Here is a 16,429-nt window from a genome sequence, read left to right as displayed (position 1 = left end):
GCCCCGCACGGGGGCCGGGCGTCCGGCGTCTCCGAACGGAGCTGATTTCAGTCCGCCGGGGCGATCTGCGGCTGCGCGGCGGTCCCGCCGGAGAGTTCGCGCCCGTGGTTGAGCGTGTAGTCGAGCTGCATGGCCAGGCGCGGGAGGTTCGCCGGCGGCAGATACGCTTCGGCCCCGGCGTCGAGCAGCCGCCGGACCGGACCGTGGTACTGGACTCCGAGCTCGTCGTCCTCGATCTCGGTGACGATGATGCGAGCCTTCGTGAACATCCCCCGCAGCGCCCCGATGAGCTGCGGGCTGCCCGGTGGCGCCAGAAGCACGTCGGCCGTCAACGGGGCCGCCTTCATGTCGAGGACGACGTAGTCCGGGCCGAGCTGGGTGGACAGCGCCACCCGGGCCGCGGCCGACAGTTCCATCGCGGTGGCCACGACGGTCACGCCGTCGTAGTCGGCCGGCACCTGCTCGGTGACCTCGTCGGGCGCCCCGCGGTCGACGACGGCGCCCTCGACCACGTCGATCGTGCCGGCGATCGTCGCGATCGGCGCGCCGTCGCGCGTGACGACCAGGTTCTCGCCGGGCGGGAGGTGGTCGAGGAGAGCCACGACGTCCTCGGGAAGCCGGGTCACGTCGATGCTCCGCCGGGAACGTGCGGCGCGCTTGCGGCTCACCATGCCGAAGACACACTCACGGCGGCGGGGTTCGGCCGGATCATCACATGAACCACTCCAGATGCTTGTGATCTCGTTTGACGCCCGGACCTGATCGATGGTTCGAGAATTCGGAAGAGTTCAGGCGGGCTTGTGCCGCTGGTAGTGGCGGGCCACGCGGGCGCGGTTGCCGCAGCGGGCCGTCGAGCACCAGCGGCGGCGCGGGTGCGCGGGGACGAACAACATCACGCAGTCATGTCCCTCGCACTGCCGGATACGGCCGGCGTCGGGCCCGGCGAGCAGGTCGGCGGCGGCTTCGGCGAGCTGGGCCACCAGGCGTTCGCCGGGAGTGCCGGAGCGCCGGGGGAGCGCGGCGACGGCCCCGTCGCGCCAGGAGAGCTCGCGGTAGGCGGGCGCCATTCGCTGCGCCTGGGTGAGGGCGCGCAGGACCTCATCGGGCGGGGCGGTTCCGGCGCGCAGGTGCGAGACGGCGACGGCCACCAGTTCGCGCAGCTCGCGTACCTGGGCGACGTCGCGCTCGGCGACCGGCTCGTCCCGCAGCCTTCCCCGCTGGAGAACCAGCCAGTGGCGCAGGTCGGCGGGGGTGGCGAGGAGGTCCCCGACGCTCGGCCTGGTGTTGACGAGGTCGAGGGCCAGATGTTCGCCGGTCAGCGGATCCGTCATGTCACTAATTCTATATCTGCGGGTTGACGCATTAGATCGCGACACGCTAGAACTAATGCATCTTCTTTAGAGAAAGGCATTAGTCAGCATGTATACCGACGTCGAAGGCGTGCGCGTCTTCTACCGCGAGTCCGTCCCCGCCACGCCCGACGCGCCCGTGCTCCTGCTGCTGCACGGCTTCCCGTCCGGCTCGCACCAGTTCCGGCAGCTGATCGCCGAACTGGGCGACCGGTACCGGCTGATCGCCCCCGACTACCCGGGTTTCGGCCACACCGAGGCGCCCGAGGACTTCACCTACTCCTTCGACCGGCTCGCCGACATCACCGAGGGGTTCGTGCGCGAGCTCGGCCTCACCCGCTTCACCATGTACGTCTTCGACTTCGGCGCCCCGATCGGCTTCCGCCTCGCGCTGCGGCACCCCGAGTGGATCGCAGGTCTCGTGATCCAGAACGGCAACGCCTACGAGGAGGGCCTGTCGGCGGGAGCCCGCGACTTCGTCGCCCTGCGGCCGGAGACGCCCGGCGCCGAGGAGACGATCCGCGGCCTGCTCACCCTGGAAGGCACCCGCGGTCAGTACGAGTCGGGCACCCGGCACCCCGAGCGCCTCTCGCCCGACGGCTGGACCCTCGACCAGCACTTCCTGGACCTGCCCGGCCGCAAGGAGGCCCAGATCGCGCTGGCCTTCGACTACCACTCCAACGTCGGGCAGTACGACAGGTGGCAGGCGTGGCTGCGTGAGCACACCCCGCCCGCCCTGATCGTGTGGGGTCGCAACGACCCGTTCTTCCCCGAGCCCGGCGCCCGCGCCTACCTGCGCGACCTGCCCGGCGCCGAGCTCCACGTCTTTGACACCGGGCACTTCGCCCTGGAGGAGGACCTGCCGGAGATCGCCCCGCTCATCGCCCGGTTTCTGGACCGGGTGTGAGCAGTACGGCCCGCAGGATGCCCTCCCACTCCTCCCGGCCGGGCGGCGTGTCGGTCAGCAACGCCTGCATCAGCACGCCGTCGATCGTGCCGGCGAGGACGCGCAGCCGTACCGGATCGTCGGTGTGGCGGCGGCCGAAGCGCTCGACGGCGGCCAGCCAGCGCCGGGTGGGCTCGCGCAGCTCGGGGCGGCGGGCGGCCAGGAGGTAGAGCTCGTACTCGGCGAGCAGGTGGGCGGGGGCGGCGACGACCTGGCACATCAGCTCGGCCAGGGCCCGCAGGCCCTCCTCGGGGTCGTCCACGTCGGCCAGGCGGCGCATGCGCTCGGCGTCCTCGTCCATGCAGGAGGTCAGCGCGGCGGTGAGCAGGTCGTCGATGGCCTTGAAGTAGTAGGCGGCGGCGGTGGCGGGCTGGCCGGCCTCCTTGGCGACGGTGCGGTGGCTGACGCCGGCCACGCCGTCGCGGGCGACCACCCGGATCGTCGCCTCGATCAGTTCCCGCTTGCGCTGCTCGCCCTTGATGCGGCGCCCGTCAGTGAGCGGCTCGTTCACCTTCCGCCTCCTTTCCTGCCGGGGTACGGGCGGCCAGGACGGCCAGCGCCAGCGCGACCGCTCCCGCCGCGACGGCGACGCCGAACCCGCTCGTCGGGCCATACTGGTCGACCAGCGCGCCCGCGAGCGCCGCGCCCAGCGCGATGCCCGCGCTCAGCCCGGTGATCGCCCAGGTCATCCCCTCGGTGAGCGACGAGGCGGGAACGGCGCGCTCCACGAGCCTCATCACCACGATCATCGTAGGGGCGAAGAACAGCCCGGCGGCGAACACCGCCGCGGCCAGCGCCGCCACCCCGCCCGCGAACAGCAGCGGCACCGTGGTCAGCGCGGTCCCGGTCACGCTGACGAGCAGCAGCCGGGGCAGCGGCACCGCGAGCCGCAGCGCCCCGAACACCAGCCCGGACAGCGCCGACCCGCCCGCGTAGGCGGCCAGGACGAACCCGGCGCTCGCCGGTGCGCCCGCCAGGGCGGCGAAGGCCACGCTGACCACGTCGACCGTGCCCGCGATCACGCCACCCGCCGCCAGGAGCAGCGCCAGCAGCCGTACCGCCGGGATCCGGATGGCCGAGCGGCTCGGGCCGGCGGCGGCGTCGTACCTCTGGACGGGCGGCTCGGTACGCCGTTGCGGCACCAGCAGCAGGACCCCGGCCACCAGCAGCACGCCCGCCACCAGCGGGCCCGCCTCGGGGAACAACGCCGTGGACAGCGCCACCGACAGCGCCGGGCCGACGACGAAGGTCAGCTCGTCCACCACCGACTCCAGCGAGAAGGCCGCGTGCAGGTGGGGGGAGCCGCGGTGCGCGTGGGTCCAGCGGGCGCGGACCATCGCGGCCAGGTTGGGCAGCGTCCCCGCCAGCGCGGCGAAGACGAACAACGTCCAGGCGGGCGCGCCGGAGCGGGCGCACAGCAGCAGGGCGGCGAGCCCGGCGACGCTGAGCCCGGCCGCGGGCAGCAGCACCCGCCCCTGCCCCAGCCGGTCCACCAGCCGCGACACCTGCGGCCCCGCGAGGGCGGTGGACAGCGTGAAGGTCGCGGCCACGGCTCCGGCGAGCGCGTAGCCGCCCCGCATCTGGGACAACATCGTCAGCACTCCGATACCGGTCATCGAGATGGGCATGCGCCCCACGAATCCGGCGAGGGAGAAGGCCACGGCGCCGGGCGTCCTGAACAACGCCGCATAGGGGTTGGCCATGGGAGAAGCCTCCGCAAACAAATTGAACGAGTGTTAGATTTTTTCACTGTACGGCATGCCGCAAACCAACGCGCCGCGCCCCCAACCAGGACGCGGCGCGTTAAGAAGTGAAAAATCAGGACTCGCGGTAGTAGGGGTCAGCCACCACACCCTCGCCCAGCTCATCGGAGAACGTGTACACCTCACGCCCGGACACGAACACCCGCAGCGCCCTGCTCATGACGTCCAGCGGATCCCCCGACCAGATCACCACATCGCCGTCGAGCCCCGGCGCCAGCGCCCCGACCCGGTCGTCCAGCCCCATGATCTTGGCCGGGTTCACCGTGATGGACCGAAGCGCCGTCTCCCGGTCGAGCCCTTCCTTCACGGCCAGCGTCGCCTGGTGCACCAGGAAGTGGATCGGCACCACGGGATGGTCGGTCGTGATGGCCAGCTCGACGCCCGCCCTGGCCAGAATGCCGGGGTTGCGCAACGACCGCTGCCGCAGCTCCACCTTCGTCCGGCTGGTGAACAGCGGCCCGATGATCACCGGAATCCGCCGCTCGGCGAGCACGTCGGCCAGCAGATGCCCCTCGGTGGCGTGGTTGACGATCACCCGGTAGCCGAACTCGTCCGCCAGCCGCAGGGCGGTCGCGATGTCGTCGGCCCGATGGGTGTGCTGGCACCACGGCAGCTCCCCATCCAGCACCCTGACCAGCACCTCCATCGTGCCGTCCCGGTCGAACGGCTTGCCCTCGTCGGCCGCAGCCGCCCGCTTGGCCCGGTAGTCCTGGGCCTTCATGAACGCGTCGCGGATCACCGCGGCCACGCCCTGGCGGGTCGAGGGCAGCTTCTTCTGGTCGCCGTACACCCGCTTGGGGTTCTCGCCGAGCGCGCTCTTCACGCTGACCGGCTCGCGCAGGAGCATCTCCTCCACGCTCCTGCCCCAGCACTTGAGCGCCACGGTCTGCCCGCCGATGGGGTTGGCGGAGCCCGGCTTGATCACCGCGGTGGTGACGCCGCCGGACAGCGCGTCGCCGAAGCCGAGGTCGGCCGGGTTGATCGCGTCGAGCGCGCGCAGGCGGGCGCCGTTCGGGTCGGTCATCTCGTTGGTGTCCTGGCCGGCCCAGCCGTCGGCCTCCTCGTGGACGCCCATGTGCCCGTGGGCCTCGACGAAGCCGGGCAGCACCCAGGCGCCGCCCGCGTCCACGATCTCGACGCCGTCCGGCACGGCCACGTCCGCGCCGACGGCGGTGATCTTCCCGTCCTGGATGAGAATGGTGCCGTTCTCGACAGGCGCGCCCGTCACGGGCACGACATAACCCCCGGTAATCGCAACGTTCATGAAGGGCAACCTAGTGGGTACGTCGCTGGATATGGTCATCAACCTGTACGAACGCTGGCTCCTGGAGATGTGGAACGGCGACTTCGAACTCGCCCGGGAACTCGTCACGGACGACTTCGCCGGCCACTGGCCCGGCATGGACGTACGGGGCCCCGACGAGCTGATCGAGGTGCTGAAGCAGGGGCACGAACCTTTCACCGGCGTGAAGGTCACCCTCGACGTGGGCCCGATCGTCACCGGCGACCTCGTGGCCGCCCGCTGGACGTTCAGCGGCGACCATCAGGGCAGGCCGGTCGCCTTCAGCGGCCACGACATCCTGCGGGCAGAAGGCGGCCGCTTCGCCGAGTACTGGGTCATGTCCGACGTGAAGGGACTGGAAGCTCAGCTCGGTTGAGCGCCCGGCGGCCGTTGTAGGCCACCACGGCGACCACGACCAGGATCAGCGCCAGATCGATCGCGGCCGACCAGCGCATGCCCGCGGCGTAACCTCCCGGTCCCGACGCCGCCGCGAAGAACACCGCGCCGATCACCGCGACCCCGCCGGAGCCGGCGAACTGCTGGGCCGTCGTCAGGAAGCCCGAGGCGATGCCCGCCTGACCCGGCTCCACCTCGACCAGCGCGGTGCCGATGAGCTGCGGCAGCACCAGCCCGTTGCCGGTGCCGACCACCATGAGCGCCGCGATGGTCCACGGCACCCCTTCCACGAAGAGCATCCCGGTCAGCCCGGCCGCGGTGACACAGCCGCCGATCACGACGACCCGCGGGCCGTACCGGCGGACCAGGCGGCTGCCGAGCAGCGAGGTGATCGAGAACATCAGCCCCATCGGCGCGAACGCCAGCCCCGCCTGGAACGCGTCCAGCCCGAACCCGCCCTGCAGCAGCAGCGTCAGCGTGAACATGAACGACACGAAATAGGCGGTGAAAGCGGTGACCGCGCCGACCCCGGCGACGTAGGAGCGCACCTTCAGCAACGCCAGGTCCAGCACGGGCTGACCGCCGCGCGCCGCCAGGACGCGCTGCCACCGCCCGGTCAGCGCCAGCACCGGTACGGCGCCGGCCATGCACACCCACGCCCACACCGGCCAGCCCAGGCTGTGCCCGAGCCCGAGCGGCACCAGCAGCAACGCAAGCCCGATCGCCAGCCCGGCGGCGCCGCGCAGGTCCAGCCGCGCGTACGTCCCCGAGTCGGCCTTCGGCAGCAGGCGGGCCGCCAGGATGACCGTGACCACGCCGATCGGCAGGTTGAGCAGGAAGACGATCCGCCATCCCAGGCCCAGGACGTCGACGGTGAGCAGCAGCCCGCCGAGCACCTGCCCGGCGATCGCGCCGACGCCGCCCGCGAGGCCGTACCAGCCGACGGCCTTGGGGCGCTCGCGCGGCTCGAAGATCACCGGGATCATCGCCAGCACCTGCGGCACCATGATCGCGCCGGCCAGTCCTTGCAGGAGCCGGGCGGCGATGAGCTGGGCCGGGTCGAGCGCCAGCCCGCACAGGACCGAGGCGAGGGTGAACGCGGTCATCCCGGCGACGAACATCCTGCGGTAGCCGTAGCGGTCGCCCAGCCGCCCGCCGGTGATCATCCCGGCGGCGAACGTGAACGCGTAGCCGCCCACGATCAGCTCAAGCTGCGCCTGGCTCGCGCCCAGCTCCCGCTCGAAGGCCGGCGCGGCCACGTTGACCACGAAGAAGTCGAACTGCGCCATGAACCAGGCCACGAGCAGCACGGCGAGCATCCGTCCACGTCTCACGACCCCCACGGTAGAACCTCAACCTCAGCTGAGATCAAGGCGGACCGCCCGTTCCTCCTGATGGAGGCGTTCGAGGTGGTAGGCGTCGCCGGTCTCCTCGATCAGGGCGGCGGCCTCGGTCAGGTGGGCGTGGGCCTTGGACGGGTCGCCGAGCCGCCGGTAGGCCGTGGCCAGGGCCATCAGGCAGGCGATCGTGCACTTCTTGCTGTTGAGCGCCACGGCCAGCGCGTGGGTGCGCGTCAGCCGTTCCAGCGCCTCCTCGAAGTCGTACAGGTCCAGGTAGAGCTCGGCCAGCTCGCGGCCCGTGGAAAGGACCTGGAAGTCGTCGCCCGCCTCGACGGCCAGGTCGAACGCCCGCGTCAGCAGGTCCCGCGCCTCGGCCGACCGGCCCAGGCCGCGGTAGGCGGAGCCGGCGATGAACAGCGCGAAGCGCTCCCCGACGGCGAACCCCTCCCGGCGGGCGAGGGCCAGCTGGGTCAGGGCGGAGTCGAGCGCCTGCGCGAACAGGCCGCCGGTGTGCTGGGTGGAGGCCATGTTGCCCAGGGCGCGCTGCTCGCAGAACGGGTCCGCCAGCCGCCTGGCCAGGTCGAGCTGCCGCTCGTAGTGCCAGATGGCCTCGGGGGTCCGGTGGTGGCAGTTGGCCGCGTGCCCCAGGTGGTTGTGGCACTCCAGGATCAGCCGGTCCTGGCCCAGCCGCCGCGACACGGCCAGGGCCCGCTCGTTGAGCCGCCGCATGTCGGCCATGGCGCACGCGTCGATCTGGTGCCACAGGAGCGCGAACGTCACGGCGACGCCCAGCGCGGCGATCTCGTCGTCGGGCTCGCCCATCGCCTGCCACGCCGCCGCGACCAGGTTGGGATCCTCGGCGACGAGCCACGCGCACGCCTCGTCCCGGCCGGCGAAGGGCTGCGGCGCGGCGGTGACCGGCGGGCCGGCGGGCTGCACCCGGTGCGGGTCGCGCAGGACCGTGGCCGCGCGGGCGGTGGCGGCGTAGAAGCCCAGGGCTCTGCGCAGCGGTTCGCGGCGCTGTGGCGGGGCGATCTCGCGGGCGAACAGCCGTACGAGGTCGTGCAGGTGGTAGCGGCCGGACCGCAGGCGGTCGATCAGATGCGCCGCGGCCAGCCGGTTCAGCGCCCGCTCGGCGACCGCGACGTCCGTCCCCATGAGCGCCGCCACCACCCGCGGCGACCACTCGGCCACGTCGAGCAGCCCCAGGGCGGCGAGGGCGGCGGCAGCCTGCCGGTCGCGCTCGTGCTCGCTGCCGGCCAGCGCGCTCCAGCTGCCCATCAGGCTGGAGCGCACCGCGATGTCGCCCGCCTGCAGCTCCTCCAGCCGGGAGTGCTCGTCCTCCAGCAGGGCCACGTGCCGGGCCAGGCCCGCGTGCGGGTCGTCCAGCAGCCGCGCCGCCGCGACCCGGATCGCCAGTGGCAGCCCGCCGCACAGCTCGACCAGCCGCCGGCCCGCCCGCGGCTCGGCCCGTACCCGATCACCGCCCACCAGCTCGGCCAGCATGGCCGCGCCCTCCGGCTCCGGCAGCGTCGCCAGGCCGACCTGCGCGCAGTCGTCGACGCAGGAGAAGGACTCCCTGCTGGTCAGCAGTACGGCGTTGCCCTCCGGCACCGACAGCAGCGGCCGTACCTGGGCCGGGTCCTTGGCGTCGTCGAGCACGACGAGCAGGCGCCGGCCGTTCAGGCGGCTGTGCCACAGGGCGATGGCCTCGTCCAGATCGACCGGTACGTCCTCGGCCGCCACGCCCAGCGCCCGTAAGAACCGGCCCAGCGCCTCCAGCGGGCTCACCTCCTGAACCCCGGGCGTGGCGCCGCGCAGGTTCGTGAACAGCCGGCCGTCGGGGAAACGGGTGTGCAGCAGGTGGGCCACGTGGACGGCGAGCGCGGACTTGCCCGCCCCCGCCACGCCGGTGACGGCCACCACGGACGCCTGCGACGTGCCGGGAGGCGGCGCCAGCAGCGAGCACAGCGCCGCCGTCTCGGCCTCGCGGCCCACGAAGGCGCGCAGGTCGCGCGGCAACTGCTGCGGCGCGCGGCGGTCACGGACCTGCCCCGGCCCCTCACGGACCTGCCCCAGGCCTTCACGGACCTGCTCAAGCCCCTCAAGGGCCTCGCGCAATCCCTGCCCGGGACGCACGCCCAGCTCCTCGGCCAGGTTGTGGCGCGCCCGCTCGAAGGATCTGACCGCCTCCGCCCGGCGCCCGCTGCCGGCCTGGGCCCGGATCAGCAGCTCCCACAGCCGCTCGCGCAGCGGATGGGCGTGGGCCACCTGTTCGAGACCGTCCAGCGCGTCGGCGTCGCGGCCCGCGTCGAGCAGCAGCGCGGCCCTCTCCTCGACGGCGGTCAGCCGGAGCTCCTCCAGCCGCTGCCCCTCGGTCTCCGCGAACGGTCCCGGCAGGCCGAACAGCGCGGGACCGCGCCACAGCCCGAGCGCCTCGTCCAGATGGGCCAGCGCCCGGTCCGCCGGTAAGGCGCGGGCCCGCTCCAGGCGGTCGGCGAAGACCAGGGAGTCGACGCACGAGGGGTCCAGGGCCAGCAGGTAACCGCCGCGCACACCTCTCAGCAGCCCGGCCGGGGCGCGCGGGGACCGTTCGGGCTCCAGTGCCCGCCGTAGACCGGCGATGTAGGTGTGGACGTTCTGTACCGCGCTGCGCGGGGCGCTCTCGCCCCACACCCCGTCGACCAGCCCCTCCACCGTGACCGGCGCGCCCGCGTGCGCGGCCAGCATCGCCAGCACGGCCTGCCTGCGCGGCGGCCCGAGCTCGACGGCGCGCGAGCCGTCCCGCGCGTCCACCGATCCGAGCAGCCGGATGAAGATGCCTTCCGCCACCCCTCCAGCATCCCCGATGTCAGTCCGCCAGTCGCGCGGGAAACCCGCCGGTGGCGATCGGGCCCCAGGAGTCGATGGTGATCCGGATCAGCGACTTGTCCTGGTGGCGCATGGCCTCGCGGTACTCCTGCCAGTCCGGGTGCTCGCCGGCGACGCACCGGAAGTACTCCACCAGCGCGTCCTCGGCGGCCGGCATGTCCAAGACCTCGGCGCGGCCGTCGACCTGCACGTACGGGCCGTTCCAGTCGTCGGACAGCACGCAGATCGACACCTGCTCCTCGCGCCGGGCGTTGTGCGCCTTGGCCCGGTCCGGGTAGGTGGACACGACGATCCGCCCGGACTCGTCCACGCCGCAGGCGACCGGGGAGAGCTGGGGGCGGCCGGACGCGCGGGTCGTGGACAGCAGCCCGTGGTGGCGCGGGCGCAGAAACTCCAGCAGCTCGGGCAGGTCGACGCGGGTCGCGGTGGCGATCGTGCGGGGCATGGGTCGCGGGCCTTTCGTCGATGCTGTCGGTTCTTTTGCGGTTGGTTCTGTGTGGTTGGCGCGACCTTAGCGCGTCTGCCGTTCGGTGGCCGGTTGTGGGCGATCGCGGCGGTCTGTACGGTCGCCGCCGTGGGCATCCACACCACGCTGAGGAGGAAGTGATGGTAACCGTCGCCCGAGAGGGAGCCGACCTGGCCGGTGCGGTGAGCGGCAGGGAGGGCGGGCCGCTCGCGGTCCACGTCCACGGCGCCATGTCCAGCCGGGCCGGTGAGCGGAGGCACGGGCTGTTCGCGTGGGAGCCGGTGGAGGAGGTGGCCAGGCTGGTTCGCTATGACGCCCGGGGCCACGGGGAGTCGACCGGCCGGGCCGTACCCGGGGACTATGTCTTCACGAACCTGGCCGACGACCTGCTCGCGGTGATCGACCATGTGGACGCCGGGCCGGTGACCGGGATGGGCGCCTCGATGGGCACGGCCACCGTGCTGCACGCCGCGCTGAAGCGGCCGGAGGCCTTCGAGCGGCTCGTGCTGATCATCCCGCCGACCGCGTGGGAGACCAGGAAGGCGGTGGCCGCCCATTACCTGGAGGCGGCCGAGGCGCTGGAGACCCGGGGGCCGAAGGGGTTCGCCGAGCTGATGGCCGGTGGCGAGCCGCCCGCGATCTTCGCCGAGGGGCCCGCGTTCCCGCTGCCGGACGTCTCCTGGGATCTGCTGCCCTCGGTCATGCGCGGTCTGGCCGCCTCCGACCTGCCCGCGCCGGCGGAGCTGTCCGCGCTGACGCACCCGGCGCTGATCCTGGCCTGGGACACCGACGACGGCCATCCGCTGTCCACGGCCGAGGCGCTCGCCCGCCTGCTCCCGGCCGCGACCCTGCACGTCTCGGACACCGTGGCCGGCATCCGCACCTGGTCCGCGCGTATCGCGGCCTTTCTCACGGCGCGTAGCTGAGGATGTGCTCGCGCAGGAGGCCCGGGGCCCGGGGGTCGCCCGCGCGGAAGGCGTCCACGAGCGGCTGGTGGTCGGCGGCGTTCTCGTGGAGTTCGGCGCGGAACACCCGGATCGACAGGTGTGTCCACACCTCCAGGCCCAGGCCGTCCCACACCGACAGCAACAACGCGTTGCCAGAGGCGGCGACGATCTCCCGGTGGAAGGCGATCCCGGCCGACACCTGACCCGACAGCGAGCCGGTCGCCGCGGCCGCTTCGAGCCGGGCCGTGTGGGCCTCCAGCGCCTCCACCGCGGGGGCGCCCAGGCGGGCCGCGGTCTCTTCGAGCCCGGCCCGCACCTGGTAGACCTCGCGCAGGTCGGCCCGGGTGACGGGGCGTACGCGCGCGCCCTTGTTGGGTGAGGACTCGATCAGGCGCAGCGACTCCAGCTCGCGCAGCGCCTCGCGGACCGGAGCCTGGCTGACGCCGAGGTCGGCGGCCACGCGGCGTTCGACGATGCGCTCGCCGGGGGCCCAGCGGCCGGTGATCAGGCCGTCCAGCAACTGCTGACGGATGTCGTCGCGGAGCGGGGATCGCACTACGGGTTTCACACCCAAGATTACATCGCGAATCCAGTCACCCGAACACCCAATGATCGATCATTGGGTGTTTAATGGTAGGTATGGAGAAAGATCTGGATCCTCAGGAGACCGCCGAGTGGCTGGAGTCGCTCGACGCGGTCAGGCGGGCTGCCGGTCCCGAACGGGCCGACTACCTGCTGCGGAGGCTGGCCACGTCCTCCCGTTACGTGAACACCGTGCCCACGGCCGAGGAACCGCCCTACCCGGGTGACCTGGAGCTGGAGGAGCGCATCGCGGCCTACGACCGCTGGAACGCCGCGGCCATGGTCAGCAGGGGCAGCAAGCTGGGCCTGGGCGGGCACATGGCCACGTACGCCTCCGCGGCCTGGCTGTACGAGATCGGGTTCAACCATTTCTTCCACGGCGCCGACGACCAGGTGTACTTCCAGGGCCACGCCTCCCCGGGCATCTACGCCCGCGCCTTCCTCGAAGGCCGCCTGAGCGAGAAGCAGCTTGACGCCTTCCGGCGCGAGACCCTCGGCGGGCTGCCCTCCTATCCGCACCCGCGCGCCCTGCCGGACTTCTGGCAGTTCCCGACCGTCTCCATGGGCCTGGGCCCGCTCAACGCGGTCTACCAGGCCAGGTTCAACCGCTATCTCCATAACCGCGGCATCAAGGACACGAGCAACAGCCACGTCTGGGCCTTCCTCGGCGACGGCGAGATGGACGAGCCCGAGTCCACGGCGGCGCTCACCCTGGCCGCCCGCGAAGGGCTCGACAACCTCACCTTCGTGATCAACTGCAACCTGCAGCGCCTCGACGGCCCGGTACGCAGCAACACCCGCATCGTGCAGGAGCTGGAGAGCGTCTTCCGCGGCGCCGGGTGGCACGTGGTCAAGGCGTTGTGGGGCCGGGAGTGGGACGGCCTGCTCCACGACGACGAGCTGGTCGCCCGGCTGGGGGAGATCCCCGACGGCCAGTTCCAGACGTTCGCCGCCTCCGACGGCGCCTACATCCGCGAGCACCTGTTCCACGGCCTGCGCACGAGCGCGAGCGAGGAGGAACTGCGGCGGATCGTCGGCGGTTCCCGGGCCGGGCACGAGCCGCGCAAGGTGTACGCCGCCTACGAGCGGGCCACCTCCCTCAAGGGCGCGCCGACCGTCATCCTGGTGCAGACGGTCAAGGGCTGGACGCTCGGCGCCGGGGTCGAGGCCCGCAACGCCAACCACCAGATGAAGAAGCTCAGCCTGGCGGAGTTCCGGGAGATGGGCGAGCGGCTGGGCCTGCCGGTCCCGCCGCTGGAGGGCGAGTTCCCGCCGTTCCTCCACCCGGGCCCAGGCTCGCCCGAGGTCAGGTACGCGCTGGAGCGCCGCGAGGCACTCGGCGGCCCCATCCCCAAGCGCGCGTACATCCAGAAAAATCTTGAACTGCCGGGCGACAAGCCGTTCCAAGCCCTGGCCAAGGGGTCCACGCAGCCGGTGGCCACCACGATGGCCTTCGTCCGCCTGGTCAAGGACCTGATGAGGGAACCGGAGACCGGCCGCCGCTGGGTGCCCATCGTGCCCGACGAGGCCAGGACGTTCGGCATGGAGTCGCTCTTCCCCACCGCGAAGATCTACTCCCCGCTCGGCCAGCGCTACGACTCCGTCGACCGGGAGCTCCTGCTGGCCTACAAGGAGTCGGAGCAGGGCCAGATCCTCATCGAGGGCATCACCGAGGCCGGCTCGATGGCCTCCCTCACCGCCGCCGCCACCAGCTACGCCACCCACGGCGAGCCGATGATCCCGTTCTACATCTTCTACTCGATGTTCGGATGGCAGCGGACCGGCGACCAGATGTGGGCGCTGGCCGACCAGCTCGGCCGGGGCTTCCTGGTCGGGGCGACGGCGGGCCGTACCACGATGACCGGGGAGGGGCTCCAGCACGCCGACGGCCACTCGCACCTGCTGGCCTCGGCCAACCCGGCCGCGCTGTCCTACGACCCGGCCTTCGCCTACGAGGTGGGTGTGATCGTGCGCGACGGCCTGCGCCGCATGTACGGCCCCGCCCCCGAGAACGTCTTCTACTACCTCACCGTCTACAACGAGCCGCTGCCGCAGCCCGCCATGCCGGAGGGCGTCGAGGAAGGCATCGTCAAGGGCATCTACCGGTACTCGGCCGGCGGCGGGCAGGCGCACATCCTGGCCAGCGGTACCGCCGTGCACTGGGCGCTGGCCGCGCAGAAGATGCTCGACGAGGAGTACGGCGTGGGCGCCGACGTCTGGTCGGTCACCTCCTGGAGCGAGCTGCGCAGGGAGGCGATGGCCACGGACGGCGTGCCGTACCTGAAGCAGGCCCTTGCCGGGACGGACGGGCCGGTGATCGCGGTGAGTGACTGGATGCGGGCGGTGCCCGACCAGATCGCGCCGTGGATCGAGCGCCCCTGGACCTCGCTGGGCACCGACGGCTTCGGCCTGTCCGACACCCGCGAGGCGGTGCGCGAGCACTTCGGCGTGGACCCGCGCTCCATCGCCGACGCCGTCCTGAAAGCGATCGAGTAAAGATTCAAGCGGCTGTCAAGCGGACGTTGACAGGACGGGGGCACAGTGAGGCATGGCTGTCGACCTCCGTCCCCCCGCCCTGGCGCCGCGGCCGAGCCTGCGGCTGCTGCTCGGCCTGGGGGTGTCCAGCGCGCTGGCCGCGCTCGTGCTCACCGTCCTGCTGCTCAGCGGCGGCCCCGTCGGCTGGGGCCTGTCGATGCTGCTCGCGCTGGCGCCGCTGCCGATCCTGCTGTCGGCGGTCCTCGGGCTTGACCGGCTGGAGCCCGAGCCCCGGCTGTACCTGGGCTTCGCCTTCGCGTGGGGCGCGGGCGTGGCGATCGTGCTCGGGATCGCGCTCACGATGGCGGGCCAGGCGGTCGTCGCCGGGCTCGGCTACAGCGCGGGCGTCACCGACGACGTGGGCACGGTCGTGCTCGCGCCGGTGATCGAGGAGGCCCTGAAGGGCGCCGCGCTGCTGGCGCTGCTGCGCAGGCGGCGCGAGATCGACGGGCTGACCGACGGCATCATCTACGCGGGCATGGCCGGGCTCGGCTTCGCCGCCGTGGAGAACGTCGGCTACTACCTGGGCTCGTTCGGGCAGGGCGGGGTCGACGGGGCCGTGGCGACGTTCGTGCTGCGCGGGGTGATCTCGCCGCTGGGGCATCCGGTCTACACCTCGCTGATCGGCATCGGGGTGGCGTACGCGGCGGTGCGCCGCCGGTACTGGGCGATCCCGCTGGGGTACCTGGGCGCGGTGTCGTTGCACATGCTCTGGAACGGCAGCGCCACCACCGGCTCCCTGCCCTTCTTCGGCCTCGCCTACCTCGTGATCATGGCGGTGCTCGTCGTGCTGATCCTGGTCACGGTACGCGAGCGGCGGGCGCTGCTGGCCAGGATGGGCGACGTGCTGCCCCGCTACCAGGGCACCGGCCTGCTCAGCCCGCAGGATCTCGGCATGCTGACCACGCTGAAGGCGCGCAAGCACGCGCGGGCATGGGCGAAGAAGGCGGGGCTGGGCCGGGCGATGTCCGACTACCAGCAGGCGGCCACCGAACTGACCATGCTGCACGTGCGCGCCGAACGCGAGCGCATGGACCTGGAGTCCTTCGCCGCCGAGCGCGACGCCCTCCTGGACGTGATGGCGCGGGCCCGCCGATGGTAGACCCCGTTGCCCGCTTCGCCGGCGGATGGTCAAGAATGGGCCAATGACCTGGATGGAGATCGAATCAGCCGAAGAACTCCGTGAACTGCTGGGCGAGGTGATGCCGCGAGCGGCGACCAAGGACCGCCCCAAACTGCACGAGCTCGACCGGGCGTGGCTGGCGGCCTCGCCGTTCTGCCTGATCGCGACCTCGAGCGACGACGGCACCTGCGACGTGTCCCCGAAGGGGGATCCGGCGGGCTTCACCCATGTGATCGACGACTCCACGATCGCCATCCCCGACCGGCCCGGCAACCGCCGCGCCGACGGCTTCGTCAACATCCTGCGCAACCCGCACGTCGGGCTGATCTACCTGATCCCGGGCAGAAACGAGACCCTGCGCATCAACGGCAGGGCGCGCCTGATCCGCGAGGCGCCGTTCTTCGACGAGATGATCGTCAAGGGCCACCGGCCCCACCTGGCGCTCGTGGTCGAGATCGAGCAGATCTTCCACCACTGCGCCAAGGCGTTCATGCGCTCGTCTCTGTGGAAGCCCGAGTCGTGGAGCCCCGACGAGCTGCCCTCGCACGCCCGGATCGTCAAGGACGTCCAGACGGTGACCGAGAGCGTCGAGCAGCTGGAGGCGTACTACAGCAAGGGTTACGCCGACAAGCTCTACAAGGTGTGATCACGCGGCGGGCGTCGGCCCGCCGGGGAAAAGGATCACATTACGGCCGCTGTAGGCACGAAGGTCGACGACCTTGGGGTCGGCGACCACGGGCCCGCGGCGGCCGCCCGAACGGATGTCGCGGACCTTGTGCCTGGCGATACGCGGCGGCACCACCATTAGCCTCTTCATCCTCAAGCCCCC

The 16,429-nt window shown here is 72.0% G+C and carries 16 protein-coding genes; 6 read left to right on the top strand and 10 right to left on the bottom strand.

What is annotated here, in order from left to right; all coding sequences use genetic code 11:
* Positions 1-47: 47 nt before the first annotated feature.
* Together ACFWY5_RS14815 and ACFWY5_RS14810 are read right to left on the bottom strand one after the other, a co-directional pair.
* Positions 48-671 (bottom strand): hypothetical protein, encoded by a 624-nt coding sequence (locus ACFWY5_RS14815; protein ID WP_379632236.1) that lies wholly within the window; start codon positions 669-671, stop codon positions 48-50.
* 117 nt (positions 672-788) lie between these two features.
* Complete coding sequence (locus tag ACFWY5_RS14810; protein WP_379609442.1) at positions 789-1,331, bottom strand: CGNR zinc finger domain-containing protein; 543 nt, start codon at positions 1,329-1,331, stop codon at positions 789-791.
* An 88-nt stretch (positions 1,332-1,419) separates the two neighbouring features.
* Between ACFWY5_RS14810 and ACFWY5_RS14805 the strand changes: the two genes are divergently transcribed.
* The gene (locus ACFWY5_RS14805) at positions 1,420-2,256 is read left to right on the top strand and encodes an alpha/beta fold hydrolase (protein ID WP_379632234.1); all 837 of its coding nucleotides are present in this window, start codon (positions 1,420-1,422) and stop codon (positions 2,254-2,256) included.
* Here ACFWY5_RS14805 and ACFWY5_RS14800 read toward each other — a convergent pair.
* The 3 genes from ACFWY5_RS14800 to ACFWY5_RS14790 form a co-directional block, all read right to left on the bottom strand.
* The gene (locus tag ACFWY5_RS14800) at positions 2,228-2,806 is read right to left on the bottom strand and encodes a TetR/AcrR family transcriptional regulator (RefSeq protein WP_379632232.1); all 579 of its coding nucleotides are present in this window, start codon (positions 2,804-2,806) and stop codon (positions 2,228-2,230) included. The genes ACFWY5_RS14805 and ACFWY5_RS14800 overlap by 29 nt on opposite strands.
* On the bottom strand, positions 2,787-3,998 hold the full coding sequence (locus tag ACFWY5_RS14795; protein ID WP_379609445.1) for an MFS transporter: 1,212 nt from the start codon (positions 3,996-3,998) through the stop codon (positions 2,787-2,789). Before ACFWY5_RS14795 ends, ACFWY5_RS14800 begins: the two co-directional genes overlap by 20 nt.
* 115 nt (positions 3,999-4,113) lie before the next feature.
* Positions 4,114-5,322 carry an amidohydrolase gene (locus ACFWY5_RS14790; RefSeq protein WP_379609446.1) on the bottom strand — a complete coding sequence of 403 codons (1,209 nt, stop codon included), beginning with the start codon at positions 5,320-5,322 and terminating at the stop codon, positions 4,114-4,116.
* Between ACFWY5_RS14790 and ACFWY5_RS14785 the strand changes: the two genes are divergently transcribed.
* Positions 5,321-5,716: an ester cyclase gene (locus ACFWY5_RS14785; RefSeq protein ID WP_379632230.1), complete on the top strand. Its 396-nt coding sequence runs from the start codon at positions 5,321-5,323 to the stop codon at positions 5,714-5,716. The two genes, ACFWY5_RS14790 and ACFWY5_RS14785, sit on opposite strands and share 2 nt — an antisense overlap.
* Here ACFWY5_RS14785 and ACFWY5_RS14780 read toward each other — a convergent pair.
* Genes ACFWY5_RS14780 through ACFWY5_RS14770 form a run of 3 tightly spaced genes read right to left on the bottom strand, consistent with a single transcriptional unit; the run spans position 5,676 to position 10,392 of the window.
* The gene (locus ACFWY5_RS14780; RefSeq protein WP_379632228.1) at positions 5,676-7,070 is read right to left on the bottom strand and encodes an MFS transporter; all 1,395 of its coding nucleotides are present in this window, start codon (positions 7,068-7,070) and stop codon (positions 5,676-5,678) included. The genes ACFWY5_RS14785 and ACFWY5_RS14780 overlap by 41 nt on opposite strands.
* Positions 7,071-7,094: 24 nt before the next feature.
* Positions 7,095-9,908, bottom strand: coding sequence for a BTAD domain-containing putative transcriptional regulator (locus ACFWY5_RS14775; protein WP_379632227.1), 2,814 nt, complete (start codon positions 9,906-9,908; stop codon positions 7,095-7,097).
* Positions 9,909-9,927: 19 nt separating this feature from the next.
* Positions 9,928-10,392 carry a PPOX class F420-dependent oxidoreductase gene (locus ACFWY5_RS14770; protein WP_379632225.1) on the bottom strand — a complete coding sequence of 155 codons (465 nt, stop codon included), beginning with the start codon at positions 10,390-10,392 and terminating at the stop codon, positions 9,928-9,930.
* Between the two features lie 161 nt (positions 10,393-10,553).
* Here ACFWY5_RS14770 and ACFWY5_RS14765 point away from each other — a divergent pair, with 161 nt between their 5' ends.
* The gene (locus ACFWY5_RS14765; protein ID WP_379632223.1) at positions 10,554-11,339 is read left to right on the top strand and encodes an alpha/beta fold hydrolase; all 786 of its coding nucleotides are present in this window, start codon (positions 10,554-10,556) and stop codon (positions 11,337-11,339) included.
* Here ACFWY5_RS14765 and ACFWY5_RS14760 read toward each other — a convergent pair.
* The gene (locus ACFWY5_RS14760) at positions 11,323-11,928 is read right to left on the bottom strand and encodes a GntR family transcriptional regulator (protein ID WP_379632221.1); all 606 of its coding nucleotides are present in this window, start codon (positions 11,926-11,928) and stop codon (positions 11,323-11,325) included. The genes ACFWY5_RS14765 and ACFWY5_RS14760 overlap by 17 nt on opposite strands.
* 71 nt (positions 11,929-11,999) lie before the next feature.
* On the opposite strand from ACFWY5_RS14760, the gene aceE reads away from it, so the two are divergent.
* From aceE to ACFWY5_RS14745, 3 genes are read left to right on the top strand one after another with little or no spacing between them, the layout of a single operon-like run.
* Complete coding sequence (gene aceE, locus ACFWY5_RS14755; RefSeq protein ID WP_379632219.1) at positions 12,000-14,438, top strand: pyruvate dehydrogenase (acetyl-transferring), homodimeric type; 2,439 nt, start codon at positions 12,000-12,002, stop codon at positions 14,436-14,438.
* A gap of 52 nt (positions 14,439-14,490) precedes the next feature.
* Positions 14,491-15,579: a PrsW family intramembrane metalloprotease gene (locus ACFWY5_RS14750; RefSeq protein ID WP_379609456.1), complete on the top strand. Its 1,089-nt coding sequence runs from the start codon at positions 14,491-14,493 to the stop codon at positions 15,577-15,579.
* Positions 15,580-15,622: 43 nt separating this feature from the next.
* Positions 15,623-16,246 (top strand): pyridoxamine 5'-phosphate oxidase family protein, encoded by a 624-nt coding sequence (locus ACFWY5_RS14745; RefSeq protein WP_379632217.1) that lies wholly within the window; start codon positions 15,623-15,625, stop codon positions 16,244-16,246.
* On the opposite strand, the gene ACFWY5_RS14740 is transcribed toward ACFWY5_RS14745, so the two are convergent.
* Entirely contained in the window at positions 16,247-16,417 is a 171-nt protein-coding gene (locus ACFWY5_RS14740) for a hypothetical protein (protein WP_184974622.1), read from the bottom strand.
* Between the last annotated feature and the right edge of the window lie 12 nt (positions 16,418-16,429).

The sequence above is a fragment of the Nonomuraea sp. NPDC059007 genome, from assembly GCF_042740555.1.
In the GTDB taxonomy this organism is placed as follows: domain Bacteria; phylum Actinomycetota; class Actinomycetes; order Streptosporangiales; family Streptosporangiaceae; genus Nonomuraea.
This window is presented reverse-complemented; position numbering and strand designations above follow the sequence as displayed.

What these genes read in the sequence shown, in the direction of transcription:
- ACFWY5_RS14815 (WP_379632236.1), bottom strand. Translation starts at nt 671, where the DNA reads ATGGTGAGCCGCAAGCGCGCCGCACGTTCCCGGCGGAGCATCGACGTG.
- ACFWY5_RS14810 (WP_379609442.1), bottom strand. Translation starts at nt 1,331, where the DNA reads ATGACGGATCCGCTGACCGGCGAACATCTGGCCCTCGACCTCGTCAAC.
- ACFWY5_RS14805 (WP_379632234.1), top strand. Translation starts at nt 1,420, where the DNA reads ATGTATACCGACGTCGAAGGCGTGCGCGTCTTCTACCGCGAGTCCGTC.
- ACFWY5_RS14795 (WP_379609445.1), bottom strand. Translation starts at nt 3,998, where the DNA reads ATGGCCAACCCCTATGCGGCGTTGTTCAGGACGCCCGGCGCCGTGGCC.
- ACFWY5_RS14785 (WP_379632230.1), top strand. Translation starts at nt 5,321, where the DNA reads ATGAAGGGCAACCTAGTGGGTACGTCGCTGGATATGGTCATCAACCTG.
- ACFWY5_RS14790 (WP_379609446.1), bottom strand. Translation starts at nt 5,322, where the DNA reads ATGAACGTTGCGATTACCGGGGGTTATGTCGTGCCCGTGACGGGCGCG.
- ACFWY5_RS14770 (WP_379632225.1), bottom strand. Translation starts at nt 10,392, where the DNA reads ATGCCCCGCACGATCGCCACCGCGACCCGCGTCGACCTGCCCGAGCTG.
- ACFWY5_RS14765 (WP_379632223.1), top strand. Translation starts at nt 10,554, where the DNA reads ATGGTAACCGTCGCCCGAGAGGGAGCCGACCTGGCCGGTGCGGTGAGC.
- aceE (WP_379632219.1), top strand. Translation starts at nt 12,000, where the DNA reads ATGGAGAAAGATCTGGATCCTCAGGAGACCGCCGAGTGGCTGGAGTCG.
- ACFWY5_RS14750 (WP_379609456.1), top strand. Translation starts at nt 14,491, where the DNA reads ATGGCTGTCGACCTCCGTCCCCCCGCCCTGGCGCCGCGGCCGAGCCTG.
- ACFWY5_RS14745 (WP_379632217.1), top strand. Translation starts at nt 15,623, where the DNA reads ATGACCTGGATGGAGATCGAATCAGCCGAAGAACTCCGTGAACTGCTG.
- ACFWY5_RS14740 (WP_184974622.1), bottom strand. Translation starts at nt 16,417, where the DNA reads ATGAAGAGGCTAATGGTGGTGCCGCCGCGTATCGCCAGGCACAAGGTC.